The sequence below is a fragment of the Rhizobium hidalgonense genome, from assembly GCF_002914525.1.
GTDB classification, from domain to species: domain Bacteria; phylum Pseudomonadota; class Alphaproteobacteria; order Rhizobiales; family Rhizobiaceae; genus Rhizobium; species Rhizobium hidalgonense.
Genome location: NZ_LODW01000022.1, coordinates 142,942 through 168,804, shown reverse-complemented (window position 1 = coordinate 168,804; position 25,863 = coordinate 142,942). Strand labels below are relative to the sequence as shown.

Genomic DNA, 25,863 nt, shown 5'->3' with positions numbered 1-25,863 from the left:
AAAAGTGTGAGCGGTTTTCGGACGACGTCATGCTCTAACGCTTTAATTTAGAACAGGATTCAGATTTTAGGCCGAGCAGGCCTAAAATCATCCTGTTCTAGACGAAGAGCGCGAACATAACCCAATAAATCACTGCCGCAAGCGTTGCCGAAACCGGCACGGTGATGATCCAGGCGGCGATGATCGTCATGAAATGCGAGCGGCGCACAAGATAGCGCCGTCGCGTCTCGTGGACGTTCGGCTCTTCCGGTTCGTCGATATCGAAGCTCTCGGCCTTGCTCCTGATATAGGTGATGCGGCGCTTCGAATGACGCGTATACCATTCGCGGAAGAAGCCGACACCGAAGACGGAACCGACGGCGATATGGGTGGTGCTGACTGGCAGGCCGAGCCAGGAGGCGACGATGACGGTGAAGGCGGTCGACAACGCGACGCAACAGGCCCGCATCGGATTGAGCTTGGTGATCTCCTCGCCGACGAGGCGGATGAGGCGCGGCCCGAACAGCAGCAGGCCGACGGAGATGCCGAAGGCGCCGATCAGCATCACCCAGAGCGGCGGGTGGCCGATGCTGTCACCGCCGCCGACGCCGACTGAGTGGACGATCGCCGAAAGAGGCCCGACCGCGTTCGAAACATCGTTTGCCCCATGCGCGAAGGACAGCAGCGCCGCAGAGCCGATGAGCGGCATCCGGAACAGGACCCGCAGCGAGCTGTTGCGGTTTTCGAGATTGCGCGCCTGGGCGAGAACGAGCGGCCGGGCGGCAAGCCAGCTGACCAGCCCGATGCCGATGCCGATGAGGATAATGGTCAAAGACGGATATTTGCCAGGGGGCGACAGCTGCAGCACCATATAGGCCATAAAGCCGCCGGCCATCACCGCGACCAGCACCGGCACCCAGAGCCGCGCGGCGGCGATCTTGTCGTCGCGATAGATGATCAGCGTCTTGACGAGATAAAGCAGCCCGGCCGCGATCAGCCCGCCGATCAGCGGCGAGGTGATCCAACTCGAGGTGATTTCCACCATCACCCGCCAATTCACCGGGTCCGGCCCGACGGCTGCGATGCCCGCGCCGATCACCGCCCCGACGATCGCATGGGTGGTGGAAACCGGCGCGTTCATCCAGGTGGCGAGGTTGATCCACAGGGCCGCGGCCATCAGCGCCGCCATCATGATCCAGCCGAGCAATGCCTGCGGCACCTGGACGGTGTCGACGATATTCGAGGAAATCGTCCTGACGACTTCGCCACCGGCGATCGTGGCGCCGAGAACCTCGAAAATCGCAGCGATGACCAGCGCCTGGCTCATCGTCATGGCGCGCGCCCCGACGGCGGCACCGACATTATTGGTCACATCATTGGCGCCGATGTTCATCGCCATGTAGCCGGCAAGGGCTGCCGCCGCCACAACGAGCACCGCTCCCGGCCGGTCGAACACATAAACACCGGCAAACAGCATGGCCAGGCCGACGAAGATCAGCCCGACACCGGGCGCCACCAGCCGCCGCAAAACATGTTTCGCCGCGTCCTCGGCACGGGTTATCTTGTCGAGGTCTTTGTCGAGCGTGCGTTTCGTGAGGACTGTGGGGCGTGGCGGCATTCTTTTTCCGAGGGATGAAATCTGCTTCTACGCCACTTTCCTAGCAGCGCAAGATGGCAGGATTCATTCCGCCGGAATTTGCTTTCCCGCAGATCCCTGCTTTACCGCCTGGGCCGAAAGCCTCTCGGTCAGCTTTCGTTTGAAAGCTAGGAAAAGGCCGCGCAACTCCGGCTCGCGCACACGCCCCGCGGCCTCGTCAAACGAGACCCATTCGATGCGGCGTTCGCCCTTTTCCTTGAAGTTCTTCGCCATCTCGGTGACTTCGATCGCATAGACCTGCACCTTGCAGGCCACCTGCACACCGTCGCGCAGGATTTTCGAGTAGCTGTAAGCGCCGAGCGTTTCCGTCTCGACCGCGCCGCGGACGCCGGCTTCCTCGAAGGCCTCCTGGGCGGCGACCTCATGGGCGCATTTGCCCGTCATCGGCCAACCCTTGGGAATGACCCAGCGGCCGGTGTCGCGGCTCGTCATCAACAACACTTCGACATCGCCGCTCTTCTTCTTCACCCGATAGCAGATCGCACCATATTGCTGTCGCGGCGGACGCCGGAACATCAGTTGGACATCGGATGCCAATCTGGCGAGAAGAGTCAATTGTCGGGTCACCTTCACAATGGTTGTTAGGAATCACTCATATACGTGTATCACGAAATGTTGACACAATCCAAAAGAGCCACGGGACGATCCGAAACGCGGTTCGATTGCCGTTCATAGGGGAGTCGAAGTCGGACAGGTTCGGAAAACCCGTCACGCCCTGTCTCGAATGCGTCACGTTGCACAGGTGTACAATATCGCGTGCTCTTGCATATCGTTCAATGGCAAGATCAAGTGATCCACTATCATTTAGAATTGTGGTAATCATGCGTCTTCCACCGCTCAATGCCATCCGCGTCTTCGAGGCCGTCTGCCGCCACGGCAGCATCGTGAAGGCCGCCGAAGAGCTCAACGTGGTGCGCGGCGCCGTGCGGCAGCAGATCGCCACGCTTGAAAATTACGTCGGTCGCAAGCTTTTCACGCGTGACGGCCGAAGGCTGGTGCCGACCGTGCAGGCGAGCGCCTTTGCCGCCGCTGCGGGCGCGGCTTTCGATATCCTGCAACGTGCCGCTTCGGAGCTCGAAGGCACGGTGCCGGGCCGCATCCGGCTTGGCGTGCCCTCTGCCTTCGCGGTCTGGTGGCTGATGCCGCGCGTGGCAGGCATGCAGGCAAGTCTCGGAAATATGGCGATCGACATCGTGCCGATGACCGTGGTGGAGCCGCTGCAAATACACCCGGAATTGGACGCTGTGATCATGGGAGGCGAATATCGGCCGGCGGCCGGGATTACCGCCCTGCGTTTCATGGAGGACGAGTTCGGCCCGGTCGCCACGCCTGCACTTGTCGCGGCCCTATCTGGTGACCCGGCGGCGATGGGCGCGCTGACGATGCTCGTCAGCCGCAGCGTTCCGAAGCTCTGGGACGAATGGTTTGCCGAAAGCGGCACGCCGCCGGTCACCTTTTCCCGCGTCCAAGAATTCGAGGATCTGCTGTTGGCGCTCGGTGCTGCCCGCTCGGGGCTTGGTGTCGCTCTGGCGCCACGCGCCTCGATCGAAGACGATCTTCAACGCGGGCATCTGCTGGCGCCCTACGGCTTCATCACCCGGCCGTCGGGCTATTGCCTCTGCTGTCGGACGCCGGATGCCAGACGGCCGGCCTTTGCAGCTCTGTCCGGCTGGCTACTTCAGTGCGGGACAGGGACTTGAAAGGACAGATTTTCTGCCCCTTCGCCAGAATTACTTCCATATTCGCATCCCTATTGCTCCGCTAAGAACGGTGCGACCATGGCAACAGAGAAGAGATGATGGAAAAGACCGCAACCCGCATCGACTGGATCGGCGACAGCTGCCGGCTGCTTAAGGCGACGGCGGCTGAATTCGAGCGGACGCGTCCTTTCGAGGGCTTGGCGATCGGCACCGGCATCCATCTCGAGCCGAAGACGGTGGCGCTCCTGATGACGCTGCGCGCCGGCGGCGCCCGTCTCGTTTGCACCGGCAATCTCAACAGCACCCAGCCGTCGACGGTCGAGTTCCTGCGCTCTGAGGGCATTACGGTCTTCGCCACGCAGACGACCGATCCCGCCGCCCATCATCAGAGCCTCGAAGCGGTTATGGCCGAAAAGCCGGATCTGCTGCTCGACAATGGCGGCGATCTGTTCGCGATCGCGGCGGACAAACCCTACGCCAATCTCCGCGGCGGCACCGAGGAAACCACCTCTGGCCGCACCCGCCTGCTGCCGCTGCGCGAGCGCCTCGCCATGCCGATCCTCGTCATCAACGACAGTCCGATCAAGCAGTTCGCCGAAAACAGGCATGCCGTTGGCCAGAGCCTGTTCGAAAGCTATCTGCGTTTCACCAACCGCTCGACCAACGGCAAACGCGTGACGGTGTTCGGCTACGGCGCCTGCGGCAAGGGCACGGCCGCCTGTTTCCGCAATGCCTTCTCGACCGTCAGCGTCGTTGATATCGATCCGGTGACGACGCTCGAAGCCCATCTAGACGGTTTCGCCACACCGCTGCGCGAGGTGGCGATCGGCTCGGCCGATATTCTCGTCACCGTCACGGGGTTTGCCGGTATCGTGACGGCAGCCGACCTGCCGCTTTTAAAGGACGGCGTAATCCTGATGAATGGCGGCCATTTCCCGCAGGAGATCGATGTCGGAGCCTTCCGCTGCCATCCCGATATCACCGGCATCGACCGCTACGAGGCCGATCATATCGAGACCTTCCATCTGAGCGACGGCCGCTCTTTCCATGTGCTCGGCGGCGGCCACATGGCCAATCTCGCCGGCCCGCGGTCGCTCGGCAACACGGTCGAATCGATGGATCTCGGCTTCACCCTGCAGGCCCGCTGTCTCGAGCGCGTCGCCAGTGGCGAGGCCGGCCCCAATTCCTGCGTCGTGCCCGTGCCCGGGGATCTCGACGCGATGGTGGCGAACGCCTATCTCGAACTGGCGCGCTAATCGCGCCGACGAATTACGATCCCTCGATCTCGACGACGAGCTTCCCGTCCGCCTGCCGGTCGTCGATCAGCTGGTGCGCCTCATTTGCATCTGCAAGGGTGAAGCGGCGCGGGTCGAGCTTCGGCATCACCTTGCCGGCTTCGGCGAGCTTCGTCATCTCCCGCATGATCTCACCGTGATGGGCGCGCCCTTCGCCGGTCAGAAGCGGCAGCAGCGTGAAGACGCCGGAATAGGTGGCGGCCTTGAAGGAGAGCGGTGCCAGCGCATGGCTTCCCCAGCCAAGGCAGCTCACGACATGGCCGAACTGGCTGACGGCTCGGAATGCCGTATCAAGCCCCTGGCCGCCGACCGTGTCGTAGACGAGATCGAAACCCTTGCCGCCGGTATGTTTTGCGACATAATTTTCCACCGCTTCCGCGTCACGATCGATCGGTGTTGCGCCAAGGCCGGCGAGATAGTCCGCTTTCGAAGCGCCGTCGACCACATAGGCCTTGGCTCCGGCAGCCTTGGCGATCTGCGCGACGATATGGCCGACCCCGCCGCCGCCAATCACGAGAAGCTTCTGGCCAGCCCTGACCCCGGCGCGGTCGACCAACCCTTCCCAGGCGGTGATCGAGATCAGCGGCAGGGCGGCCGCCTCGCGCATCGACAGATTCTGAGGCTTCGGCGCCAACAGCGCGGCATCGACCGCTGCAAAGTCGGCAAGCGATCCCTGAACGCCGCCGACCCCGCCGGTCATGCCGTAGACCGCGTCGCCGCGGCGAAAACCGCTGACGCCAATTCCGACCTCTTCGACAACACCTGCCATATCGATACCGACAATGGCGGGAAGCGGATGGCGGGCATGAGCCGCGTTGCCGGCCCGGATCTTGAGGTCGAGCGGATTGACGCCGCTTGCCTTTATGCGCACCAGAACCTGGGCTTCGCCGGGCACCGGCCTTTGAAGATCTGCGATGCGCAATGGCGAATTCGGCGATTCCGCCAGCAGTGCTTTCATCGTTGATTGAACGGGCATGGAACTCTCCTTCGTTCGCGGTGCGGCGCCTGCAGCGACACCGCAATTGGCATGGAAGAAAGATGCTTCATTGAAACTCGAATGAAAATGAAAGATAACGACTGAAGTCCATGCATTTTCGATTGGTGGATGCGAGCGATGGAATGGAGCGACCTCAAGCTGTTTCTGGCGATCGCGCGGTTCGGTACGCTGGGGGCAGCAGCCCGCAGCCTCGGACTGACGCAGCCGACGATGGGCAGGCGGCTGCGTGCCCTTGAAACCTCTCTCGGCCAGACACTCTTTCAGCGCACCACCGATGGCTTCGTGCTGACGGATGAAGGCGCGGCCGTATTCGCCGGCGCCGAACGGATCGAGGAGGAGGCGCTCGCCGTCGAGCGTGTCCTTGCCGGCGGCAGCAGTCAGCTCGATGGTTTTCTCAGGCTGTCCTCATCCGACTGGTTCGGCGCCCATGTGCTTTCGCCGGTGCTGGCGGAATTCTCGCAAGTCCATCCGAAGGTGGTGGTCGAATTATTGACCGACAGCCGGCTTCTCAACCTGTCGCGACGAGAAGCCGACCTGGTCTTCCGCATCCAGCCCTTCACGGAAGCGGAGATCATATCGCGCAAGCTCATCCATATCGAATATGGCCTTTATATCGGCCGCGGTGCGCCTCACCCCGAAACCGGCGACGGCGCGGGCGCCCGCCTCGTCACCATCAACGAGGCTTTCGGCGACATGCCGGATGTCGGCTGGCTGCAGCGCCTGTTGCCAAATGCCGAGATCGTCATGCGCAGCAACAGCCGTGATGTGCAGGCGGCGCTCTGTGCCAATGGAGCCGGGCTCGCCGTTCTGCCGCGGCCGCTCGGCGATTCGCATGCCGCAATCGAACTGGTCGATCTCGGCGAGCCGCCGCCCGGCCGCGACACCTGGGTCGGTTATCACCGCGACATGAAACGCCTGGCGCGGCTGCGCGCCTTGCTCGACCTCGTCATCGAGAGGCTGGCGCGTTGAACATCAGCGTTCCCAGTAGGGAACGGGTCCGTACAGCTCAGCCAGATAGTCGATGAACAGCCGCACCTTGGCCGGCAGGAATTGCCGGCTGGGATAGACGGCCGACAGTGTTACATTGTGCGAGCCCTCATAGGCGGGCAGCACCTGCACCAGCCGGCCGGCCTTGAGTTCTTCGCCGATATCCCAGGTAGAGCGTAGCGCGATGCCGAGGCCGGCGATGACCGTCTCGCGGATCACTTCGCTGGAATTGGTGATCAGCATGCCTTCCGGCCGCAGGCTGATCATTCCGTCCGGCCCGTTCAGCCGCCAAGTGTCGCCATTGTGTGCCGGCAGGCAGCGGTGATGTTTCAGATCGCCGATATCTCCAGGCTCGCCATGCGCCGCCAGATAATCCGGCGAGGCGCAGAGCAGCCGGCGCACTGGCGCCAGCCGCCGGGCGACGAGGCTCGAATCGGTCAGTTCGGCGATGCGGATCGCCAGATCGAAGCCGCCGCCAACGATGTCGGAGAATTCGTCGGTCAGCACCAGGTTGATCGCCAGTTCCGGATTCGCTTCCATGAACGCCTTCAGATGCGGCGCGATGTGCATGCGCCCGAACGAGGTCGGCGCCGAGATTTTCAGCGTGCCATGCATCTGCGCCGAGCGGCCTGATATATAGAATTCCGCCTCTTCAAGCCCGGCGAGGATGCCGAGAACGCGGTCGTAGAAACCCTGTCCGGCTTCCGTCAGCGAGATCTGCCGCGTCGTACGCTGCAAAAGCCGGGTGCCGAGCCGGTCCTCCAGCCGCTTGATCCGTTTGGAGACGACGGCGGGAGAAAAGCCGAGCGCCCGCCCGGCAAGCGACATGCTTCCCGTCGAAACGACCTTGGCAAAGATTTCGAGATCACCCAGATTGGTCATAAGGTTTTGCGACTTTTTCCTCTTTTGGCATAAGTGCTTAGCATTTGCGCCAGTTTTGGGAAAGTGCTAAGCCGGTTCATCGGCGGCGGGAGGTTCGTGGCCGGTTTCCGCTGTCATTTCCTGTCGTCATTTCCGAATGTCCGAGGCCAGGGAGAACGCCATGTCCGACGCCATTTCGTTTCTCGCCCCGCGCGCCGATGTGCTGGCACGCCGCGATCAGATCGTCGCCGATCTGACCGATCTTCTCCCGCCGGAATGCCTGGTTCATGAGCCGCGCGAGCTGGTGCCGTTCGAGACCGACGCCTTCGTGTCCTATCGCCGCCTGCCGCTCGCCGTCGCCCTGCCACGCAGCACCGCCGAGGTTTCGGCCGTCATGCGTTATTGCCACCGCTACGGCATTCCGGTCGTCCCTCGCGGCGCCGGCACCTCGCTGTCCGGCGGCGCCATTCCGCAAGAGGATGCGGTCGTGCTCGGGCTGTCGAAGATGAACAGCATCCTCGAAATCGACCTGCCCAATCGCGTTGCCGTGGTTCAGGCCGGCGTCACCAACCTCAATATCTCCGAGTCCGTCTCGGCGGACGGCTTTTTCTATGCGCCGGACCCTAGCTCGCAGCTCGCCTGCACCATCGGCGGCAATATCGGCATGAATTCCGGCGGCGCCCATTGCCTGAAATACGGCGTCACCACCAATAATCTGCTCGGCGTCCGGATGGTGCTGGTCGACGGTACGGTGATCGAACTGGGCGGCAAGGCCCTTGATGCGGCAGGTTATGACCTGCTCGGTCTCGTCTGCGGCCACGAAGGCCAGCTCGGCATCGTCACCGAGGCGACGGTACGGCTGATCGCCAAGCCGGAAGGCGCGCGCCCCGTGCTCTTCGGTTTCGAAGCCTCGGAAGAGGCCGGCGCCTGTGTTGCCGATGTCATCGCCGCCGGCATCATCCCCGTTGCGATCGAATTCATGGACAAGCCGGCGATCGAGATCTGCGAGGCCTTTGCCCATGCCGGCTATCCCCTCGATGTCGGCGCGCTGTTGATCGTCGAAGTCGAGGGTTCGGAAGCGGAGATGGACGCCATGCTGAAGGACATTGTCGAGATCGCCCGCCGGCACGGCGTCAAGACCGTGCGCGAGTGCCAGTCGGCGACCGAAGCGGCGCTGATCTGGAAGGGCCGTAAATCCGCCTTCGGCGCCACCGGCCGCATCGCTGACTATATCTGCATGGATGGCACCGTGCCGCTCAGCCAGCTGTCGCACGTGCTGAAGAGGACTGCCGAGATCGTCGACCACTACGGCCTCAGGGTCGCCAACGTCTTCCATGCCGGCGACGGCAATATGCATCCGTTGATCCTCTTCAACGCCAATGATCCCGAGGATGCCGCCCGCGCCGAGGCCGCCGGCAACGATATCCTGAAACTCTGCGTCGATGCCGGCGGCTGCCTCACCGGCGAACATGGCGTCGGTATCGAAAAGCGCGAGCTGATGCGCCATCAATATTCGGAGGCCGATCTCGCCCAGCAGATGGCGGCGCGCGCCGCCTTCGATCCCGGCTGGATCCTCAACCCGTCGAAAGTCTTCCCGCTCGAAGGGCGCCCCGCCGCATGATCGATCTGATGCCGACCAGCGAGGAACAGGCGGCGGCGATCGTCCTCGCACATGCGGAGACCAACCGGCCGCTCGCGGTCTGTGGCGGTGATACGCGCTCGGGTTTCGGCAATGCCGTTGCATCAGAAGACCGGCTGCGATCGACCAGGCTTTCCGGTATTGTCGCCTACAATCCCGGCGAGATGGTCATGACGGTCCGCTCGGGTACGCCGCTTGCCGAGGTCGAGGCGGCGCTGACCGAAAACGGCCAGATGCTCGCCTTCGAACCGATGGATCACCGCCCTGTTATGCGCAGGTCGGGCGAGCCGACGATCGGCGGCGTCTTTGCCGCCAATGTTTCCGGTCCGCGCCGGCTCATTGCGGGGGCTGCCCGCGACAGCCTGCTGGGTGTGCGTTTCGTCAACGGCAGAGGCGAGATCATCAAGGCCGGCGGCCGGGTGATGAAGAATGTCACCGGCCTCGATCTGGTCAAGCTGATCGCCGGCTCGCACGGCACGCTGGGTTTTCTCACCGAAGTCACCTTCCGGGTGCCGCCGCGCCCGAAGACGGAACAGACAGTGGTTCTCTCAGGCCTCAACGACGCCGAGGCCGCCAACGCCATGGCGGCGGCGATGGCGCTGCCAGTCGAAGTCTCCGGTGCCGCCCACCTGCCGCTGACGGTGACGTGGAAATTCCTCGCCGGCAAATTGCCGGAGGGCGAGGCGACGGTTCTGCGCATCGAGGGCCTGCCGGGCTCGGTCGATGTGCGCGTCGAAAAGCTGGTGGCCTCCATGTCGGCCTTTGCGACGGTAACCCGGCTGGAGCAGCCGGAGAGCCGCAGGCTCTGGCAGGAAATCCGCGATGTGCTGCCTTACGCCGATGGCACGATGCGGCCAGTCTGGCGCATCTCGGTCGCCCCCGGCATCGGCCATCAGCTGGTTGCAGCCCTGCGCCTCGAAGCTGGCGTCGACGCCTTTTATGATTGGCAGGGCGGTCTCGTCTGGATGCGCATGGAGGCCGGCCCCGAAGCCGAGCTGGTCCGCCGGTTCATCAAGGCGCTCGGTGGCGGCCATGCGACGCTGATCCGCGCATCCGATGCGGCGAGGGCGGTGACTGCGGCGTTTCAGCCCGTGCCCGAGGCGGTGGCGATGCTGTCGCGGCGGGTGAAGGAGAAGTTCGATCCGGCGGGGATTTTTAATCCGGGGAAGATGGGGTGAAGGATGAGTTTGTATGCGGTTCACCCCCCTCTGTCCTGCCGGACATCTCCCCCACAAGGGAGGAGATTGGCAAGACGTTGGATCACCGGTCCCTCTTTACCGTCTCGAAGTAATTCCACGGTCGTTGTTTGGGGAAACCGTTGCGCCTATCTGATCTCCCCCCTTGTGGGGGAGATGTCCGGCAGGACAGAGGGGGGTGCCACACACGCAACTCCCGACATCCTCCCGAGGCGGAGGCCCCGCTAGATGCAAACCAACTTCACCCCCACCCAGCTTCTCGACCCCGCTGTTGCCGAATCCGAGCAGATTCTGCGCAAATGTGTCCATTGCGGTTTCTGCACCGCCACCTGTCCCACCTATGTGACGCTCGGCAATGAGCTCGACAGCCCGCGCGGCCGCATCTACCTGATCAAGGATATGCTGGAAAACGGGCGGCCCGCCGATGCCGAAGTCGTCACCCATATCGACCGCTGTCTCTCCTGCCTCGCCTGCGTCACCACCTGTCCCTCAGGCGTCGACTATATGCATCTGGTCGATCACGCCCGCGCCCATATTGAAAAGACCTACAAGCGGCCCTTTATGAACCGGCTGACGCGTGCCATTCTTGCCGCGGTGCTGCCCTATCCCGGCCGGTTCCGCCTGGCGCTCAATCTTGCCCGCCTCGGCCGACCCTTTGCCGGCCTGATGCGCGGGGCCGCGCTGAAACCCTTCGCCGCCATGCTGGCGCTTGCGCCGCGCCGCATCCCCGCGGCTTCGGACTTCGCAAAACCCGGCAGCTATCCGCCCGAGACGGAGCGGCGCGGCCGCGTCGCCATCCTTTCCGGCTGCGCCCAGCCGGTGCTCGATCCCGGCATCAATGCGGCGGCGATCCGGCTGCTGACGCGGCTCGGCGTTGAGGTCGTGCTGCCGGAAGGCGAGGTCTGCTGCGGTTCGCTGGTTCATCACATGGGGCGCGCCGAACAGGCGCTCGCCAGTGCGCGGGCCAATGTCGATATCTGGACGCGTGAGATCGAGGGGGAGGGGCTCGATGCGATCATCATCACCGCTTCCGGCTGCGGCACGACGATCAAGGATTATGGCCATATGCTGCGCCTCGATCCCGCCTACGCGGCAAAGGCAGCGAGAGTCTCGGCGCTCGCCAAGGACGTCACCGAATATCTCGCAACCCTCGAGCTGCCGGCCCATATGCCGAGGGGCATCACGGTCGCCTATCACTCGGCCTGTTCCATGCAGCATGGCCAGCGCATCACGCTGGCGCCGAAGCACTTGCTGAAAGCGGCAGGTTTTACCGTGCGCGATCCGGCCGAAGGCCATCTCTGCTGCGGCTCGGCCGGCACCTACAACATCATGCAGCCGGAAATCTCGGCGGCACTAAAGGCACGCAAGGTCAAAAACATCGAAGCCACCAAGGCCGATATCATCGCCACCGGTAATATCGGCTGCATCACTCAGATCGCCACCGGCACTGGCATGCCGATCCTGCATACGGTCGAGCTGCTCGATTGGGCTTATGGCGGCGCTGTGCCGGAAAAATTAACAGGTTTGCCACTAGGCTGAAGCTTGCGAAGGCCCGTCGGGTCGGTCTCGGGAGTTTTAGACGATGTTGCGGGGAATGATTGTACTAGCGGGATTGCTCGGTGCGGCGGGCACTGCCCATGCCGATAGCCGTTTCTTCTGTTCCGCCGATGACACGCAGGCGCGCTTCACGGTCGAAAGCGGTTTCGCCAGCGATGCCGGCCACAAGCTCATTCATTTCCGCGGCGCACTTGTCGTCAAGGATCAAGCTCAATCGAGCGTGTTCGGAAAGCGCGTGTTCGAATCGCAGCACCTGACCAACCATTGGTCGCGCGATGGCGAGCTCCTGCTGGAAATCGTCGACGGCGGCGAGGACGACACCGGCGGAGCAACGCTGGATCTGGTGGTGGTAGCCGGCGAACGCGGCAAGCCGGCTTCAAATTTCACCGGCAGCTATTCCCTCAAGATCGAAGGCGGGGACAAACCCTATGCCGTCGAGGGAAAGGTCAGCTGCGGCACGAAATAGCGCCGCAGCCGAAATTCTCGATTACCAGTGGAACGAGACGCCGACATTGACGGCATTGGTGAAGATATTGGTCTTCAGATCCACGCCGCTGTCGATCGGAACGTCGACGCGCGAATAGGTGCCCTTATATTCGACGAAGGTCGACCAGCGGTCGGTTACCTTGAAGTCGACGCCGGCCTGCGCCTGCAGCGTCACGCCGCCGAATTCATAGGCCCAGGTCTTTCCCTCGGGGCGAATCACTTCGACATGCGGAATGTTCACGCCGATGCCGGCGCCGAGATAGGGCGTCCAGCGGCGGGTCGGATCTTGGAAGCGATAGAGACCGTTCACCGTCAGCAGGTTCAGGCCGTCGGTGAATTCGAAATGCGACCAGCCGGTTTTGGCGAGCGTATCGTCGTCGGCATAGACCTTGTCATGGGTATAATCGAGCGAAATACCCCAGTTCGGCTTGTTGAAATTCTCCAGCCACCAGGTGACGCGGCCGCCGTAATAGGGCGGGCTGCCGAAGGACTTGCCTTCCCAGCCGGCGGTGAAATGCGTGCCGTCGGAGAGATCGACGCCGCTGTGCGGTGCGGTCTGGTAGCCGCCGTAAATGGAGAACTGCAGGTCTTCCGCCGAGGCGGAGGCTGCCGAACAGATCGTGAAAAAAGCGATGCCCGCAAGCACGGAAACGGACGAGCGCAGCCCATATGTCATTGAATAGCCCCGATATTGCAAATATGTCGACTCTAAAGCTGGTGTGCCAGCTTTCCGCCGCAAAGTCTAAGAAAAATAAAAGGCGCGACGAAAAGCGCCTATCATTTTTTTCTAAAGTGTTGCTCAGCCGCCGAAAAGAGTGCGCAGCACGTCGATGCCTCGGTCTTCGAACGCGACCTTGCCCTGCTTGTTGCCGGGGCCGATGACGATCACTTTGGTGCCGACAGGCGCGCGATCGTAAAGATGGGTCACGTCCTGGTTCATCATCCGGATGCAGCCGGAGGACATGTTGAGGCCGATCGTCCAGGGCTGGTTGGTGCCGTGGATGCGAAAGATCGTGTCGCGGCCGCCTTGGTAGAGATACATGGCGCGGGCGCCGAGCGGATTGTCCTCGCCGCCTTCCTGATAAGCGGGAATGATGTGTCCCTTGGCGGCTTCGCGGCGGCGCATCTCGGCCGGCGGCGTCCATGCCGGCCATTCCGCCTTGCGCCCGATCTTGACGACGCCCGACCAGCCGAAGCCGTCGCGGCCGACGCCGATGCCATAGCGGGTGGCGCGGTTGTTGCCCTCGATGAGGTAGAGATATTTGTTATTGGTATCGATAATGACGGTGCCGGCCGCTTCCGTCGTCACCAGCCGCACTTTCTTGCGCTTGAATTCCGGCTTCACATATTTCGGCATCTGCGCCACACGCACGACCTGTGCCGGGCGCTGCGCGTTGTCAGGAGTAGAGCCGGCAGGCGCGGCAAAGGCTGGTGTAGTCACCAAGGACAGGACAAGTCCGGCCGCGGCCAGACTTGGCATCAATTTGATCATGATCGAATCCCCTCAAGCAAATCTGCCTGAAGCTACATGAACTTCTGCCCGATTCAAGATCGGCCCGGCCGGATAAAGCAATTTCCGGTAGGGAAGCCGCCTGTTCTTGCAGCTTCCAAGATAATTGCCTGCGCCTTTACATGACGATGACGCGGGTTCCGACGCTGACGCGGTCATAGAGATCGACGACATCTTCATTGCGGAGGCGTATGCAGCCGGAGGAGACGGCGCTGCCGATCGACCAGGGCGCGTTGGTGCCGTGGATGCGGTAAAGCGTCGAGCCGAGATACATGGCGCGGGCGCCGAGCGGGTTTTCCGCGCCGCCGTCCATCCGCGCCGGCAGGTAGTGGCCCTTGGCGGCCTCGCGGCTGATCATCTCGGAAGGCGGCGTCCAATCCGGCCATTCCTGCTTGCGGGTGATCTTGTGGGCGCCGGCCCATTCGAAGCCGGGCTTGCCCACGCCGACGCCGTAACGCCGCGCCTTGCCGCCGTCCATCACCAGATAGAGGAAGCGGTTGTTGGTATCGATGACGATCGTGCCGGGTTTTTCCTGAGTGTCGTAATCGACCATCTGCGGCAGGAATTGCGGCTCGATCGGATGGCGGATCGACGGTATGCCGGGATTGATCGCCGAAACCGTCTGCGGGGCGACTTGCGGCGCCTGGCGCAGCACGCGGCGCTGGAAAATCCCGCGCTGCTGCTGCCGGACGACCGGCCGCTGATAGACGACGGGACGCACCGCGCCGCCGCCAAGCTGGTTGATCCAGGGCGCCGTCAGATCGGGGCTGAGCACGACGGGCGGGCGCGTGGCGTAGCGGTCGTCGGCAAGGGCGGCCGGGGAGAAAATGCCGAAGAGGGCTGCGGCAAGAACAAACGGTTTCATCATCGGACGAACTCTCTACAAATGGCCGAAAATGCACTGGCGGGAGATGTCCGCCTGGGCGGAGATGTGCCGCCCGGCAAAGACGCTGCCACCCAATCCGCCAGCGAATGGTAAAGATCGATTCATGAAAACCCGACTGACCGGCTAAACTTTTCGTCAGGGTTACCGTTCGGTTTGGAAAGAGGGTTTGCAAATGGTAAAGCCGGAATCATGACCGGGAAACGAAAGCGGACCGGCGAACAGACGGACCGGGAATGAAGCGGACATGAGCGAGACAGGCATCATCATCGGCGAGGACGGCAGGAGCCGCTGCCACTGGCACGCCAATCTGCCGGATTATCTCCGCTATCATGACGAGGAATGGGGCCGCCCGGTCACCAACGACATTCGCCTCTTCGAGAAGATCTGCCTCGAAGGTTTCCAGTCCGGTCTTTCCTGGCTGACCATCCTGCGCAAGCGCGAGAACTTCCGCTCAGCCTTTGCCGGCTTCGATTTCGAAAAGGTCGCCCTTTTCGGCGATGAGGATGTCACTCGCTGCCTTGGCGATGCCGGCATCATCCGCCACCGCGGCAAGATCGTCTCGACGGTCAACAATGCCAAGCGCGCCATTGCGCTGAGGGACGAATTCGGCTCGCTCGCCCATTATTTCTGGCGCTATGAGCCGGGCCATAACGAGCGGCCTGTTGTGGTCGACCGTGAGCATATCGCCGCCAATCCGACGACGCCGACCTCGGTCATCATTTCCAAGGATCTGAAGAAACGCGGCTGGACCTTTGTCGGCCCGACCACAGTTTATGCTTTCATGCAGGCGATGGGTCTCGTCAACGATCATCTGGAGGGCTGTTTCTGCCGGCCTGAGGTCGAGGCGATGCGCGCCGTTTTGGTCCGACCATGAAAGAAGATGCATCCGTGAGAACATTGATCGCCGCCGCTGCCCTGTTCTTCCTGACGGTCCCCGCTCTGGCGCAGACGCCGCAGCTCGATCCCGGCGAGAAGCTGGAGAAACTGCAATTTCCGGCCGTCACCATGCAGCTGAAGGGCTGGACGAAGTTCGGCAACGGCCATGTCTACACGCTGCCGGTGCGCGCCGGCCAGCACGTGAAGATCGGCTTTGCCACCAAGAGCAAGTTCGCCTTCCTGGCGATTTTCGACCTGTCGAAACCGGATGACGAGGCATTCTTCGGCACCGACGAGGACGGCACGAGCTTCGAGACGACGGTCAAGGAAAATACCACCTGGCTGTTGCGTCCCTATTATTCCAAGGTCTCGCCGCGCCGCGGCCTCGGCGCGCCCTTCAGCGTCCTGATCGAGCCTCTCGCCGCTGCCCCGAAACAGCCGCAGCCGCCGGCCGAGCCGGAGCGCCCGTCGCTGTTTCCGAAGGCGCCTGCCAAACAGCAATAGGGCGGGCGAGCGGCCCGCCTTGCGCAATTCCAGGAAAAGTGCGAAGCGGTTTTCCGTCCGGAATTGCGTAAAAACAAAAGTTAGAGCGGTTCAGCGCTTCCGTGAAAACCTGAACCGCTCTAGGCCAGCCGCTCGATCAGATCGCGCAATTCGCCAAGATGGCCGATCTTGCGGAAACGCGGCGCCTCCGTCGGTTCGTCCACATGTTCCAGCACCCAGGTGAGTTCATGCGGCACGAAGACGCCGTAGCTGCCGGCGGCGATTGCCGGCACGATGTCCGATTTCAGCGAGTTGCCGACCATCATCGCCCGCTCCGGTCCGTCGCCGACCTTGGCGAAGATGCGCCGATAGGTGACGGCCGTCTTGTCGGAGACGATCTCGACGGCATCGAAGAAATCGCCGAGCCCGGATTGGGCGAGCTTGCGCTCCTGGTCGAACAGGTCGCCCTTGGTGATCATCACAAGCAGATATTTGCCGGCCAGCGCCTCCAGCGTGTCGCGCACATGCGGCATGGTCTCGACGGGATGGGAAAGCAGGTCGCGGCCGATATCGAGGATCTTGGCAATGACGCTCGAAGGAATCTTGCCTTCGGTGATCTCAATCGCCGTTTCGATCATCGACAGCGTGAAGCCTTTGATGCCGAAGCCGTAATGGCGGAGGTTGCGCCTTTCCGCCTCAAGCAGCCGCTCGGATACCTTCGGCCCTGCGGCGAAATCGGCAAGAAGCCCGGTGAAATGCGCTTCAGTCAGCCGGTAATATTGTTCGTTCTGCCAGAGTGTGTCGTCGGCATCGAAGCCGATCGTGGTCAGTGGTCGCGTTGTCATATGCGTACCTCTTGAAATATAGCCGCAATCTATCGGCCGCCTGTGTCGAGACAAGGGCGTCGGCTTCTGCACGGCGCGGCGTTGAAAAACGCCGCCGCCGCACTACATCGAACCTGCCTCACCATGCAGCCAGCCCCGGCTGTGCCTGTCACGCGCAGGCCAATAATCAAAAAATGAAGTTCTTCAGTTCGCAAGCCCCTCTTGCGGCAGACACAAAGGATTTTTTTGATCATGCGTTACAATCAACTCGGAAATACGGGACTTTTCGTCTCGGAAATCTGCCTAGGCGCCATGACCTTCGGCGAAGCCAAACAGGGCAGTATGTGGGGTGCCATCGCCGATGTCGACCAGAATGCCGCCGACCGGATCGTCGAGCGCTCGCTCGGCTCAGGCGTCAATTTCATCGACACGGCCGACGTCTATTCGTCCGGCGAGTCCGAAAGGCTGCTCGGCCAGGCGCTGAAGAACCTCGACGTGCCCCGCAAGGACGTGGTCATCGCCACCAAGGTCTACGGCGTGATGGGCGACAAGCCGAACGACCGCGGCGCCTCGCGCGGCCATATCATGGATTCCGTCGAGGCGAGCCTGAAGCGCCTGCAGACGGATCATATCGACCTCTATCAGATCCACGCGACAGACACCGTGACGCCGATCGAGGAGACGCTGCGCGCCTTGGACGATCTCGTTTCCCGCGGCCTCGTGCGTTATATCGGCGTCTCCAATTGGCAGGCTTGGCGCATTTCCAAGGCACTCGGCCTCTCCGAACGCCGCGGGTTTGCCCGTTTCGAGACGGTGCAGGCCTATTATTCCATCGCCGGCCGCGATCTCGAACGCGACATCGTGCCGATGATGCAGGAGGAAAAGCTCGGCCTGATGGTCTGGTCGCCGCTCGCCGGCGGTCTGCTCTCCGGGAAATATGGTCCCGGCGCCCCCGGCAACGGCGAAGGCCGCCGCGCCAGTTTCGACTTCCCGCCGGTCGACAAGGACAGAGCCTGGGCCTGCGTCGCCGTGATGCGCGAGGTCGCCGAAAAACACGGCGTCAGCGTCGCGACCGTCGCACTCGCCTATATCCTCGCCAAGCCTTTCGTCACGACTGTTATCATCGGCGCCAAGCGGGTCGACCAGCTCGACCAGAACCTCGCCGCCGTCAAGCTGAAGCTCGATGAAGGCGATATGCAGAGGCTCGACGAGGTGAGCGCCCTTGCTCCCGAATATCCGGGCTGGATGCTGTCACGCCAAGGCGCCGGCCGCCGCCCGGCTGATTTCGAGCCGAAGGACTGAGGTTATCGGGGATGGGCCACGGCTGACGGTTCGGACCGCGGATTTGCCCCTCACCCTAACCCTTGGGGCTGGTCGAGTAGGGAACGCCTGCAATATCAAGCGTCCCCTTCAGCGATTGATTACTTGCCGTGGGCCTTGAGCCAGGCGTTCATCTCGGCGATCTCGGCTTCCTGCGCCTTGATCACCCCTTCGGCGAGTTTGCGGATTTCCGCATCCTTGCCGTATTGGAGTTCGATCTTCGCCATATCGATCGCGCCCTGATGGTGCGGGATCATGCCGCGGACGAAATCCACGTCAGGATTGCCGCTATACTCGATCGCCATATCCTTATGCATCTTGGCGTTCGCCTCGCTGAAGGCGTGGCTTGCCGCATCGTGACTGCCCATCGGCTTGCTCATGTCCATCGACATGTCTTCAGCGAAAGCGGGAACAGCAACAGCGAGCATTGCGGAAAGCGTGATGATTTTCAGAGACATGAGAGTCCTTCCTCTGTCTGACAATAGGTATTCCAGGCGGCGGGACCACCTGATCGGCACGGATGTGATGTCAGGACAGTCGGGGAGGGGGAGCCTGCGGAGCAGGGCGATTGTCATCCAAGGCGCGGGCAAGCGCCGGGTCGGGATAGCCGTAAACGGACTTTCCGCCATCCGTGACCGTCACCGTCGGCGGCAGTAGAAGACAGGCGGCGCAAAGCGGCATATGCGCGGAATTGCCGGTGGTGCAGGGGTCTTTCAGGGGCGCAGTCTTGACTGCTCCTTCCGGCATATCCATGCCTGATATCTCGTGGTACATGACGCCGCCCTCAGCAGCGACCGGTGCATTCATCGACGCACAAGTCGGACAGCCCGCCCAGGCGGACATGGCGCTATAGACCAGCCAGCCGAGAACCATCGTGATGAGAGCAAGCGTGCGCATGGTATTTCATATAGGGGACGGCCGGCCGTAAGCCAATCCTGCCGAGGGTGAACATTCGGTGACGACATCGTCATCGCCTCTCACCAGACGGCAATCACCTTGTGCTCGATCTTATAGTCTTTGCTCTCCTCGCCGAACGGTGCGACCGGCCATGTCCAGACCGCGTTCGCCGGCGGCGGCGAAACGCCATGCAGCAGGTCGGCCTCTTCATGCGTCCTGCCGTTGCGGTCGATGACGGCATAGGCGATATCGGTCACCAGGCAACTGCGGCAGGGCAGATCGGAGAGCCCGGTGAGATGCGCTGCGATCAGTCTCTCCACCGTGTCGGCCGGCATGTGGCCAGCCTCCGCCTCATATCGCCGCTTTACGCCGCGGCCGATCTGCGACAGGAGATTGGCCGAAACCACGAAATCGAGATAGGGCACCGAGCGCAGAAAGCCGAGCGGTTCGGGCTTGCGGCCGGCAGCGAGATCGTCATAACCGGAGAGATCGCGCTCGATCAGCCTGACATTTCTATAGGGCTTGGCCGAGAGCCACAAGCGCACCGAGGCGAGGTGAATGAGATCGACCAGCACCACGGTATCGAATTCGCGCGCCAGTTCCTCGATCGGCACATCGCGCAGCAGGCCGGAGCCGAGGACGACGGCGGTCCGCTTCTGCCTGAGACCGGCCGCAGCTGTGCTGATCGCATTCCGGCTCATCTCTTCATGTTCGGCCCAGGCCGCTGCACACCGCCCGGCCCGCGACCAGAGATTGACGGAATAGCGGATGAATTTTCGATAGGGCTTGCCGGTCAGCGGCAATGTCGCGGTATAGAGAAGCGCTTCAGTGATCATGGGCCTATCCGCATTTCGATCGATGCCTCTTCGTTCAATCGATTCTGCTCTCGACATCAAGACCCTTCGCCCTTGCCGCTCCCCGCCCGATCGGTTAGGAAACCGCCACTGTCACAGTCAGCGGAATTGCCGGAAATGAACGACAAGCAGAAGAAACCGCAAAAGCTCAAGGCCCGCCTGCCGCGCGGCTTCGTCGACCGGACGGCCGCCGATATCCGCGCCGTCAACGAGATGACGGCAAAGATCCGGGAAGTCTATGAGCATTATGGTTTCGATCCGCTCGAAACGCCGCTGTTCGAATATACCGATGCGCTCGGCAAGTTCCTGCCCGACAGCGACCGCCCGAACGAGGGCGTCTTCTCGCTGCAGGACGACGACGAGCAATGGATGTCGCTGCGTTACGACCTGACGGCGCCGCTCGCTCGCCATGTCGCCGAGAATTTCAACGAGATCCAGCTTCCCTACCGCACCTATCGCGCCGGCTATGTTTTCCGCAACGAGAAGCCAGGCCCCGGCCGCTTTCGCCAGTTCATGCAGTTCGATGCCGATACCGTCGGCGCGCCGGGTGTTCAGGCCGATGCCGAAATGTGCATGATGATGGCCGATACGCTCGAAGCCCTGGGCATCAAGCGCGGCGACTATGTCATCCGTGTCAACAACCGCAAGGTCCTGGACGGCGTGCTGGAGGCGATCGGCCTCGGCGGCGACGACAAGGCCGGCCAGCGGCTCAACGTGCTGCGCGCCATCGACAAGCTCGACAAGTTCGGCCCGGAGGGTGTGGCCCTGCTGCTCGGTCCCGGACGCAAGGATGAATCCGGCGACTTCACCAAGGGCGCCGGGCTCAGCGGGGAACAGATCGACAAGGTGCTGTTCTTCGTTGGCATCAAGGATTATGCCGAAAGCGCTCCACGCCTGGCCGAACTCGTTGCCGGAACGTCGAAGGGTGTCGAGGGCGTCGACGAACTGAACTTCATCGGTGCGCTCGTTGCCAGCGCCGGCTACCAGTCCGACCGCATCAAGATCGATCCCTCGGTCGTCCGCGGCCTCGAATATTATACCGGCCCCGTTTACGAGGCCGAACTCAGCTTCGACGTCACCAACGAAAAGGGCGAAAAGGTCGTCTTCGGCTCGATTGGCGGCGGCGGCCGTTATGATGGCCTCGTCTCCCGTTTCATGGGCCAGCCGGTGCCAGCGACCGGATTTTCGATCGGCGTCTCCAGGCTGATGACGGCGCTGAAGAACCTCGGCAAGCTTGGCGCCAGCGATGTGATCGAGCCGGTGCTGGTGACCGTCATGGATGGCGATGTCGAGGCGATGGGCCGTTATCAGAAGATGACGCAGCAGCTGCGCGCCGCCGGCATCCGCGCCGAGATGTTCCAGGGCAACTGGAAGAAGTTCGGCAACCAGCTGAAATATGCCGATCGCCGCGGCTGCCCCGTCGCCATCATCCAGGGCGGCGACGAGCGCGCAACCGGCGTGGTGCAGATCAAGGATCTGATCGAGGGCAAGCGGCTCTCCGGCGAGATCGAGGACAATGCCAGCTGGCGCGAGGCCCGCGTGGCGCAGGAGACGGTGCCGGAAGCCGACCTCGTCGCCAAGGTCAAGGAGATCCTTGCCGCGCAGGCTGAGGATCGGAAGAGGGCGGGCGGTGATGTCTGAGACATACCCGTGCCTTCCGGCAAGCTTCTCGCCTATCCTTCGGAGCCCGGCATGCCCCTGATCAATCTCCCCGAATTCGCCGCCGACCTGCTGGCCGAATTTGCCGCCCGCAACGCCGAGCGCATCGATATACCTGTCATTCAGCCGGCCGAACCGTTCCTCGACATCGCCGGCGAGGATCTGCGCCGCCGGATCTTCATGACCGAGAGCGAAACCGGGGCCAGCCTCTGCCTGCGTCCGGAATTCACCATCCCCGTCTGCCTGCGCCACATCGAGACGGCGACCGGTACGCCGCAGCGTTACGCCTATCTCGGCGAGGTCTTCCGCCAGCGCCGCGATGGCGCCAATGAATTCTATCAGGCCGGCATCGAGGATCTCGGCGATATTAACATACCGAGCGCCGACGCCCGCGCCATCGGCGATGCCACCGGCATTCTCGCCCGGCTGCTGCCGGGCCGGCGTCTGTCGGTGACTCTGGGTGACCAAGCGGTGTTCGAGTCGGTTGTTCAGGCGCTCGGCCTGCCGCTCGGCTGGCAGAAGCGTCTGATCCATGCCTTCGGCAACATGACACAACTGGAAGCGCTGCTCGCTGGTCTCGTCAGCCCGCAATTCGTTACCGGGCTGGACGCTGATATTGCCGGGCTTGTCGCCTCGGGCGACGAGCAGGCACTGGTCGCCCATCTCGAGCACGAAATGCAGACGACGGGTTATTCGACAAATGCCGGCCGCTCGGCCCTGGAGATCGCCCGGCGGCTCAAGGAAAAGCTCATCCTCTCCGAAACGCGCCTCGACGATGCGGCCTTCCATGTGCTGGAAGAGTTCCTGTCGCTCGACGTGCCGCTCGTCAATGCGTCCGCAGCGCTGGCCGGTTTTGCCGATGCAGCCGGCCTGAAACTCGGCAATGCGTTTTCCCGCTTCAACGGCCGTGTCGCTGCCCTTGCCGATGCCGGGGTCGATCTTTCATGCCTCGACTATCGCGCCGCCTTCGGACGGCCGCTCGACTATTACACCGGCCTCGTCTTCGAGGTCACGGCTGAGGGTTCGACGGCGGTTTTGGCCGGCGGCGGCCGCTTCGACAAGCTCCTGACTTTCCTCGGCGCAACCGACCGCATTCCGGCCGTCGGCTTCTCCTTCTGGCTCGACCGCGTCGAAACCGAAAGGGCAGTCGCATGACCATCACCATCGCGCTCCCCTCCAAAGGCCGGATGAAGGACGATGCTTCGGCGATCTTCGAGCGGGCCGGCATGCCGATCACGGCTGTCGGCAACGACCGTTCCTATCGCGGCCGCGTCGAAGGCTGGGACGATGTCGAGATCGCCTTCCTCTCGGCCTCCGAAATTTCCCGTGAACTCGGTAACGGCACCGTCGATTTCGGCGTCACCGGCGAGGATCTGATGCGGGAAGGTTTTGCCGAAGTCGACAAACGCGTCGAGTTCTGCGCCCGCCTCGGCTTCGGCCATGCCGATGTCGTCGTCGCGGTGCCGGAGATCTGGCTTGATGTCGAGACCATGGCCGATCTCGGCGATGTCGCCGCCGATTTTCGCGCCCGTCATGGCCGGCGCCTGGCCATCGCCACTAAATACTGGCGCCTGACCCAGCAGTTCTTTTCGAGCCAGCACGGCATCCAGCTTTACCGCATCGTCGAAAGCCTCGGCGCGACCGAAGGTGCTCCCGCCTCTGGCTCGGCCGATATCATCGTCGATATCACCTCCACCGGCTCGACGCTGCGTGCCAACCACCTGAAAGTGCTCCAGGACGGCGTCATCCTGCATTCGCAGGCCTGCCTCGTGCGCGCGCGCCGGGAAAACCATTCGGACGAGCCCGCCGTGCAGGCGATCATCGAAGCAGTGCGCGCGGCCCTCTGATCCCGGCCATCCAGGCACAAGAAAACCCGCCGTCGGATGACGGCGGGTTTCGTATTTGCGGGAGGATGTCTGCTGGTATCAGGCGGCCACGTAGGCGCCGCGGCGTGCGTCGATCGAATAGGCACCGGCACCGACGGTGGCGAGCAGGATGTACGCACCGGCCAGCGTGATGTTCTTCATCACCATGATCTGGTTGAGAATATTCACGAGTTCCGTGCCGCTTGCGTAGGGCAGGTGGAAGGCAACGCCCGTGAAGACACAGAAGGCGGCGAGCAGCCAGCCGGCAATGCGGACCTGGAAGCCTGTGAGAACCGCAAGGCCGGCCAGCAGTTCGAAAAGGCCGGCGGCATAGGCCAACAGGCTTGCTGCCGGCAGCCCGGCGCCGGCGATCATGCCGGCAGTACCGGCAGGATCGGTGAGCTTCATGAAGCCGGAAAGGATGAACATGAAGGAAAGAAGAATGCGGGCAATCAGGATGATGGCGTTCGACATGGATGGTCTCCGTTTGAAGGACTCTGGAGATCTGGGTGCCCCGGCACCGGTGGACCTCGTATGCCACCTATGTCGCCTTTTTCTTCTTTTATGGAAAGATAAACGAAAGGGGACAGTTCGTTCAATAATATGAAACGATGTCCTGCCCGCCGTCGCTTGCCTTTCACGAAGCCGGTCTCTTATGGTCGGCTGATAACATGGAGAATCCAATGGCAGATCTGTCCGCATTTCCGATCACGACGCGCTGGCCAGCGAAAAATCCCGACATCATCCAGCTCTATTCCCTGCAGACCCCGAATGGGGTGAAGGTCTCGGTCGCCCTCGAAGAGCTCGGGCTCGCCTATGAGCCGCATTATATTTCCTTCGCCGCCAGCGAGCAGAAATCCCCAGAATTCGAATCCCTCAACCCGAACGGCCGCATTCCGGCGATCATCGATCCGAACGGCCCGGACGGCAAGCCGATCGGCCTGTTCGAATCCGGCGCCATCCTGCTTTATCTCGCCGAAAAAACCGGCAAGCTCATCCCTGCAGGCGCCGCCGGCCGCTACGAATGCATCCAGTGGGTGTTCTTCCAGATGGCCGGCATCGGCCCGATGTTCGGCCAGTTCGGCCATTTCTACAAATTCGCCGCCGACAAGGTCGCCAACAATTCCTATCCGGTGGAGCGCTATCGCGATGCATCCAAACGGCTGCTCGGCGTGCTGGAAGGCCGGCTGAAGGGGCGTCAGTGGATCATGGGCGATCAATATACGATCGCCGACATCACCACTTTCACCTGGGTTCGCGGCGCCGACATCTTTTATGGCGGCCGCGAGGTTCTCGACTATGCGAAATTCCCCGCCGTCATGGACTGGCTGCGGCGCTGCATCGCCCGTCCGGCAAGCGAAAGGGGCCTGAATATACCCGTCAAGCCGGAGTAGCGGACGGATCACCGGAAAATACACAGAGCGGGCCCGGGAAGGGCTTAAGATTGCTGACTGAGCCCGCGACCTTCTCGGCGAGGACGTCGCATTCGCGCGGATGCCTGCCCCTCACTCCCTAACCCTCTCCTATCGCGAACTTATGATCTGCCTTGCGTCTTCGAGCTTGAAGCGCGGAAAGAGAAAGACGCCGACCAGGCTGCCGCTGTATTTTTCCTCGAGCCCGTTCGACTCGCCCATGCAGAAGAGCGGTTGGCGTAAGCCGTTCGGCATGATGATCGTCGTCGAAAAACAGAAGGAGGAGCAGAGCGTCGCTGCCTGCTCGAACAGTTCCAAGACGTGGCTGCGGTCTTTGCGGTCATAGCAGCGGATCAGGCTCAAGAGCCCGCATTCCCGTGCGGAGAGGCCGTGCAGCATCGCGCTCCACTCGCCGAGACGGAGCATGCCGCTCGACAAATCTCCGGTCCAGGCTTCGGAAATCGAAAACTGAGCCACCATCTCGTCATTTTGATTGTGATGCTCAAGCGAGCCGGGTGTCAAAGGTACGGCTGCATTGGCTTTGGCGATCTTAAACAAGGCGTTCCCCCGTTCGCATGCAGCTCCGCCGCCGCACGTTCGGTAAACACAAAAACAGGATCACGCAGCAGCAGGCATGATGCCCGTGCTTTTACCGGCGATCGTTGCCGCGGCCATCAGGCCTGCGGAACGTCACGGATCGTCTTTCCGCGCCCGTCTGATGGCGAGTTATCGCCGGGCGCGTCGATGGCAGCGCGGATTTATAGGAGCTTTTAAACAAACGGCAACGGCTTTTTAAGGGGTGTTCGCATCGGCATTTGTGCTCGGATGCCGGCCTCTTCATGGTACTTCTCGAGGAAGCAGCGCCGAAACACCAATTTTGCGGGCTTTGGGAGCGGTTTCCCTGCCGGTCGAGCCGCAAATCA

General features: G+C 62.3%; 27 protein-coding genes. 14 read left to right on the top strand and 13 right to left on the bottom strand.

The annotated features are described in order from the left end of the window. Window positions 1-97: 97 nt before the first annotated feature. Window positions 98-1,597, bottom strand: a complete 1,500-nt coding sequence (locus ATY29_RS02135) for an inorganic phosphate transporter (protein ID WP_025415416.1) — start codon at window positions 1,595-1,597, stop codon at window positions 98-100. 63 nt (window positions 1,598-1,660) lie between these two features. Further along, window positions 1,661-2,191 (bottom strand): NUDIX hydrolase, encoded by a 531-nt coding sequence (locus ATY29_RS02130; protein ID WP_025415417.1) that lies wholly within the window; start codon window positions 2,189-2,191, stop codon window positions 1,661-1,663. Window positions 2,192-2,457: 266 nt separating this feature from the next. On the opposite strand from ATY29_RS02130, the gene ATY29_RS02125 reads away from it, so the two are divergent. Then, a complete protein-coding gene (locus tag ATY29_RS02125; RefSeq protein WP_038573629.1) occupies window positions 2,458-3,336 on the top strand; it encodes a LysR substrate-binding domain-containing protein in 879 nt (292 codons plus the stop codon). A gap of 98 nt (window positions 3,337-3,434) precedes the next feature. Further along, window positions 3,435-4,592 (top strand): adenosylhomocysteinase, encoded by a 1,158-nt coding sequence (locus ATY29_RS02120; RefSeq protein WP_097534852.1) that lies wholly within the window; start codon window positions 3,435-3,437, stop codon window positions 4,590-4,592. 13 nt (window positions 4,593-4,605) lie between these two features. Here ATY29_RS02120 and ATY29_RS02115 read toward each other — a convergent pair whose 3' ends face one another. Continuing rightward, window positions 4,606-5,607: a zinc-dependent alcohol dehydrogenase family protein gene (locus ATY29_RS02115; RefSeq protein WP_097534850.1), complete on the bottom strand. Its 1,002-nt coding sequence runs from the start codon at window positions 5,605-5,607 to the stop codon at window positions 4,606-4,608. Between the two features lie 138 nt (window positions 5,608-5,745). Here ATY29_RS02115 and ATY29_RS02110 point away from each other — a divergent pair, with 138 nt between their 5' ends. Further along, window positions 5,746-6,597: a LysR family transcriptional regulator gene (locus ATY29_RS02110; protein ID WP_003570103.1), complete on the top strand. Its 852-nt coding sequence runs from the start codon at window positions 5,746-5,748 to the stop codon at window positions 6,595-6,597. Between the two features lie 3 nt (window positions 6,598-6,600). Here ATY29_RS02110 and ATY29_RS02105 read toward each other — a convergent pair whose 3' ends face one another. After that, window positions 6,601-7,497: a LysR family transcriptional regulator gene (locus ATY29_RS02105; RefSeq protein WP_025415420.1), complete on the bottom strand. Its 897-nt coding sequence runs from the start codon at window positions 7,495-7,497 to the stop codon at window positions 6,601-6,603. 160 nt (window positions 7,498-7,657) lie between these two features. On the opposite strand from ATY29_RS02105, the gene ATY29_RS02100 reads away from it, so the two are divergent. The 4 genes from ATY29_RS02100 to ATY29_RS02080 all read left to right on the top strand — a co-directional run bounded on the left by ATY29_RS02100 (window position 7,658) and on the right by ATY29_RS02080 (window position 12,334). Further along, on the top strand, window positions 7,658-9,097 hold the full coding sequence (locus ATY29_RS02100; protein WP_025415421.1) for an FAD-linked oxidase C-terminal domain-containing protein: 1,440 nt from the start codon (window positions 7,658-7,660) through the stop codon (window positions 9,095-9,097). Continuing rightward, entirely contained in the window at window positions 9,094-10,293 is a 1,200-nt protein-coding gene (gene glcE / locus ATY29_RS02095; RefSeq protein WP_025415422.1) for a glycolate oxidase subunit GlcE, read from the top strand. Before ATY29_RS02100 ends, glcE begins: the two co-directional genes overlap by 4 nt. Window positions 10,294-10,539: 246 nt before the next feature. Next, window positions 10,540-11,850: a glycolate oxidase subunit GlcF gene (gene glcF, locus ATY29_RS02085; RefSeq protein ID WP_025415423.1), complete on the top strand. Its 1,311-nt coding sequence runs from the start codon at window positions 10,540-10,542 to the stop codon at window positions 11,848-11,850. A gap of 43 nt (window positions 11,851-11,893) precedes the next feature. Next, window positions 11,894-12,334: a hypothetical protein gene (locus ATY29_RS02080; protein ID WP_097534848.1), complete on the top strand. Its 441-nt coding sequence runs from the start codon at window positions 11,894-11,896 to the stop codon at window positions 12,332-12,334. A gap of 21 nt (window positions 12,335-12,355) precedes the next feature. On the opposite strand, the gene ATY29_RS02075 is transcribed toward ATY29_RS02080, so the two are convergent. The 3 genes from ATY29_RS02075 to ATY29_RS02065 form a co-directional block, all read right to left on the bottom strand. Beyond that, complete coding sequence (locus ATY29_RS02075; RefSeq protein ID WP_025415424.1) at window positions 12,356-13,030, bottom strand: outer membrane protein; 675 nt, start codon at window positions 13,028-13,030, stop codon at window positions 12,356-12,358. A 123-nt stretch (window positions 13,031-13,153) separates the two neighbouring features. Next, window positions 13,154-13,846, bottom strand: a complete 693-nt coding sequence (locus ATY29_RS02070) for a L,D-transpeptidase (RefSeq protein WP_003570088.1) — start codon at window positions 13,844-13,846, stop codon at window positions 13,154-13,156. A gap of 136 nt (window positions 13,847-13,982) precedes the next feature. Then, on the bottom strand, window positions 13,983-14,732 hold the full coding sequence (locus ATY29_RS02065; protein WP_003570085.1) for a L,D-transpeptidase: 750 nt from the start codon (window positions 14,730-14,732) through the stop codon (window positions 13,983-13,985). 262 nt (window positions 14,733-14,994) lie between these two features. Between ATY29_RS02065 and ATY29_RS02060 the strand changes: the two genes are divergently transcribed. Continuing rightward, a complete protein-coding gene (locus ATY29_RS02060; RefSeq protein WP_097534846.1) occupies window positions 14,995-15,624 on the top strand; it encodes a DNA-3-methyladenine glycosylase I in 630 nt (209 codons plus the stop codon). Beyond that, complete coding sequence (locus ATY29_RS02055; RefSeq protein ID WP_003570082.1) at window positions 15,621-16,130, top strand: hypothetical protein; 510 nt, start codon at window positions 15,621-15,623, stop codon at window positions 16,128-16,130. The genes ATY29_RS02060 and ATY29_RS02055 overlap by 4 nt, the downstream gene beginning before the upstream one ends. A gap of 119 nt (window positions 16,131-16,249) precedes the next feature. Here ATY29_RS02055 and ATY29_RS02050 read toward each other — a convergent pair whose 3' ends face one another. Further along, window positions 16,250-16,954 carry an HAD family hydrolase gene (locus ATY29_RS02050; protein ID WP_003570081.1) on the bottom strand — a complete coding sequence of 235 codons (705 nt, stop codon included), beginning with the start codon at window positions 16,952-16,954 and terminating at the stop codon, window positions 16,250-16,252. A gap of 231 nt (window positions 16,955-17,185) precedes the next feature. On the opposite strand from ATY29_RS02050, the gene ATY29_RS02045 reads away from it, so the two are divergent. After that, window positions 17,186-18,235 (top strand): aldo/keto reductase, encoded by a 1,050-nt coding sequence (locus ATY29_RS02045; RefSeq protein ID WP_097534954.1) that lies wholly within the window; start codon window positions 17,186-17,188, stop codon window positions 18,233-18,235. 119 nt (window positions 18,236-18,354) lie between these two features. On the opposite strand, the gene copM is transcribed toward ATY29_RS02045, so the two are convergent. From copM to ATY29_RS02030, 3 genes are all read right to left on the bottom strand, one after another. Then, window positions 18,355-18,711, bottom strand: coding sequence for a CopM family metallochaperone (gene copM, locus ATY29_RS02040; protein ID WP_003570079.1), 357 nt, complete (start codon window positions 18,709-18,711; stop codon window positions 18,355-18,357). A gap of 70 nt (window positions 18,712-18,781) precedes the next feature. After that, window positions 18,782-19,150: a hypothetical protein gene (locus ATY29_RS02035; protein WP_025415427.1), complete on the bottom strand. Its 369-nt coding sequence runs from the start codon at window positions 19,148-19,150 to the stop codon at window positions 18,782-18,784. 80 nt (window positions 19,151-19,230) lie between these two features. Next, the gene (locus ATY29_RS02030; RefSeq protein ID WP_097534844.1) at window positions 19,231-19,986 is read right to left on the bottom strand and encodes a hypothetical protein; all 756 of its coding nucleotides are present in this window, start codon (window positions 19,984-19,986) and stop codon (window positions 19,231-19,233) included. 135 nt (window positions 19,987-20,121) lie between these two features. Here ATY29_RS02030 and hisS point away from each other — a divergent pair, with 135 nt between their 5' ends. From hisS to hisG, 3 genes are read left to right on the top strand one after another with little or no spacing between them, the layout of a single operon-like run. Further along, window positions 20,122-21,645, top strand: coding sequence for a histidine--tRNA ligase (gene hisS, locus ATY29_RS02025; protein ID WP_003570075.1), 1,524 nt, complete (start codon window positions 20,122-20,124; stop codon window positions 21,643-21,645). A 51-nt stretch (window positions 21,646-21,696) separates the two neighbouring features. Continuing rightward, window positions 21,697-22,818 carry an ATP phosphoribosyltransferase regulatory subunit gene (locus tag ATY29_RS02020; RefSeq protein WP_097534952.1) on the top strand — a complete coding sequence of 374 codons (1,122 nt, stop codon included), beginning with the start codon at window positions 21,697-21,699 and terminating at the stop codon, window positions 22,816-22,818. Next, a complete protein-coding gene (hisG, locus tag ATY29_RS02015; protein ID WP_097534842.1) occupies window positions 22,815-23,510 on the top strand; it encodes an ATP phosphoribosyltransferase in 696 nt (231 codons plus the stop codon). Before ATY29_RS02020 ends, hisG begins: the two co-directional genes overlap by 4 nt. Before the next feature lie 78 nt (window positions 23,511-23,588). Here hisG and ATY29_RS02010 read toward each other — a convergent pair whose 3' ends face one another. Beyond that, the gene (locus ATY29_RS02010) at window positions 23,589-24,002 is read right to left on the bottom strand and encodes a DoxX family protein (protein ID WP_003570071.1); all 414 of its coding nucleotides are present in this window, start codon (window positions 24,000-24,002) and stop codon (window positions 23,589-23,591) included. A gap of 209 nt (window positions 24,003-24,211) precedes the next feature. Between ATY29_RS02010 and ATY29_RS02005 the strand changes: the two genes are divergently transcribed. Then, window positions 24,212-24,922 (top strand): glutathione binding-like protein, encoded by a 711-nt coding sequence (locus ATY29_RS02005; protein WP_097534840.1) that lies wholly within the window; start codon window positions 24,212-24,214, stop codon window positions 24,920-24,922. Between the two features lie 129 nt (window positions 24,923-25,051). Here the strand turns inward: ATY29_RS02005 and ATY29_RS02000 are convergent, their stop codons facing one another. After that, complete coding sequence (locus tag ATY29_RS02000; RefSeq protein ID WP_003570069.1) at window positions 25,052-25,498, bottom strand: hypothetical protein; 447 nt, start codon at window positions 25,496-25,498, stop codon at window positions 25,052-25,054. Window positions 25,499-25,863 lie beyond the last annotated feature (365 nt).

Coding starts and splice junctions, on each gene's coding strand:
- ATY29_RS02005 (WP_097534840.1), top strand. CDS start 24,212: ATGGCAGATCTGTCCGCATTTCCGATCACGACGCGCTGGCCAGCGAAA.
- ATY29_RS02050 (WP_003570081.1), bottom strand. CDS start 16,954: ATGACAACGCGACCACTGACCACGATCGGCTTCGATGCCGACGACACA.
- ATY29_RS02125 (WP_038573629.1), top strand. CDS start 2,458: ATGCGTCTTCCACCGCTCAATGCCATCCGCGTCTTCGAGGCCGTCTGC.
- ATY29_RS02135 (WP_025415416.1), bottom strand. CDS start 1,597: ATGCCGCCACGCCCCACAGTCCTCACGAAACGCACGCTCGACAAAGAC.
- copM (WP_003570079.1), bottom strand. CDS start 18,711: ATGTCTCTGAAAATCATCACGCTTTCCGCAATGCTCGCTGTTGCTGTT.
- ATY29_RS02115 (WP_097534850.1), bottom strand. CDS start 5,607: ATGCCCGTTCAATCAACGATGAAAGCACTGCTGGCGGAATCGCCGAAT.
- hisS (WP_003570075.1), top strand. CDS start 20,122: ATGAACGACAAGCAGAAGAAACCGCAAAAGCTCAAGGCCCGCCTGCCG.
- hisG (WP_097534842.1), top strand. CDS start 22,815: ATGACCATCACCATCGCGCTCCCCTCCAAAGGCCGGATGAAGGACGAT.
- ATY29_RS02035 (WP_025415427.1), bottom strand. CDS start 19,150: ATGCGCACGCTTGCTCTCATCACGATGGTTCTCGGCTGGCTGGTCTAT.
- ATY29_RS02080 (WP_097534848.1), top strand. CDS start 11,894: ATGTTGCGGGGAATGATTGTACTAGCGGGATTGCTCGGTGCGGCGGGC.
- ATY29_RS02065 (WP_003570085.1), bottom strand. CDS start 14,732: ATGATGAAACCGTTTGTTCTTGCCGCAGCCCTCTTCGGCATTTTCTCC.
- ATY29_RS02105 (WP_025415420.1), bottom strand. CDS start 7,497: ATGACCAATCTGGGTGATCTCGAAATCTTTGCCAAGGTCGTTTCGACG.
- ATY29_RS02070 (WP_003570088.1), bottom strand. CDS start 13,846: ATGATCAAATTGATGCCAAGTCTGGCCGCGGCCGGACTTGTCCTGTCC.
- ATY29_RS02100 (WP_025415421.1), top strand. CDS start 7,658: ATGTCCGACGCCATTTCGTTTCTCGCCCCGCGCGCCGATGTGCTGGCA.
- ATY29_RS02045 (WP_097534954.1), top strand. CDS start 17,186: ATGCGTTACAATCAACTCGGAAATACGGGACTTTTCGTCTCGGAAATC.
- ATY29_RS02020 (WP_097534952.1), top strand. CDS start 21,697: ATGCCCCTGATCAATCTCCCCGAATTCGCCGCCGACCTGCTGGCCGAA.
- glcE (WP_025415422.1), top strand. CDS start 9,094: ATGATCGATCTGATGCCGACCAGCGAGGAACAGGCGGCGGCGATCGTC.
- ATY29_RS02060 (WP_097534846.1), top strand. CDS start 14,995: ATGAGCGAGACAGGCATCATCATCGGCGAGGACGGCAGGAGCCGCTGC.
- ATY29_RS02030 (WP_097534844.1), bottom strand. CDS start 19,986: ATGATCACTGAAGCGCTTCTCTATACCGCGACATTGCCGCTGACCGGC.
- glcF (WP_025415423.1), top strand. CDS start 10,540: ATGCAAACCAACTTCACCCCCACCCAGCTTCTCGACCCCGCTGTTGCC.
- ATY29_RS02110 (WP_003570103.1), top strand. CDS start 5,746: ATGGAATGGAGCGACCTCAAGCTGTTTCTGGCGATCGCGCGGTTCGGT.
- ATY29_RS02075 (WP_025415424.1), bottom strand. CDS start 13,030: ATGACATATGGGCTGCGCTCGTCCGTTTCCGTGCTTGCGGGCATCGCT.
- ATY29_RS02120 (WP_097534852.1), top strand. CDS start 3,435: ATGGAAAAGACCGCAACCCGCATCGACTGGATCGGCGACAGCTGCCGG.
- ATY29_RS02010 (WP_003570071.1), bottom strand. CDS start 24,002: ATGTCGAACGCCATCATCCTGATTGCCCGCATTCTTCTTTCCTTCATG.
- ATY29_RS02055 (WP_003570082.1), top strand. CDS start 15,621: ATGAAAGAAGATGCATCCGTGAGAACATTGATCGCCGCCGCTGCCCTG.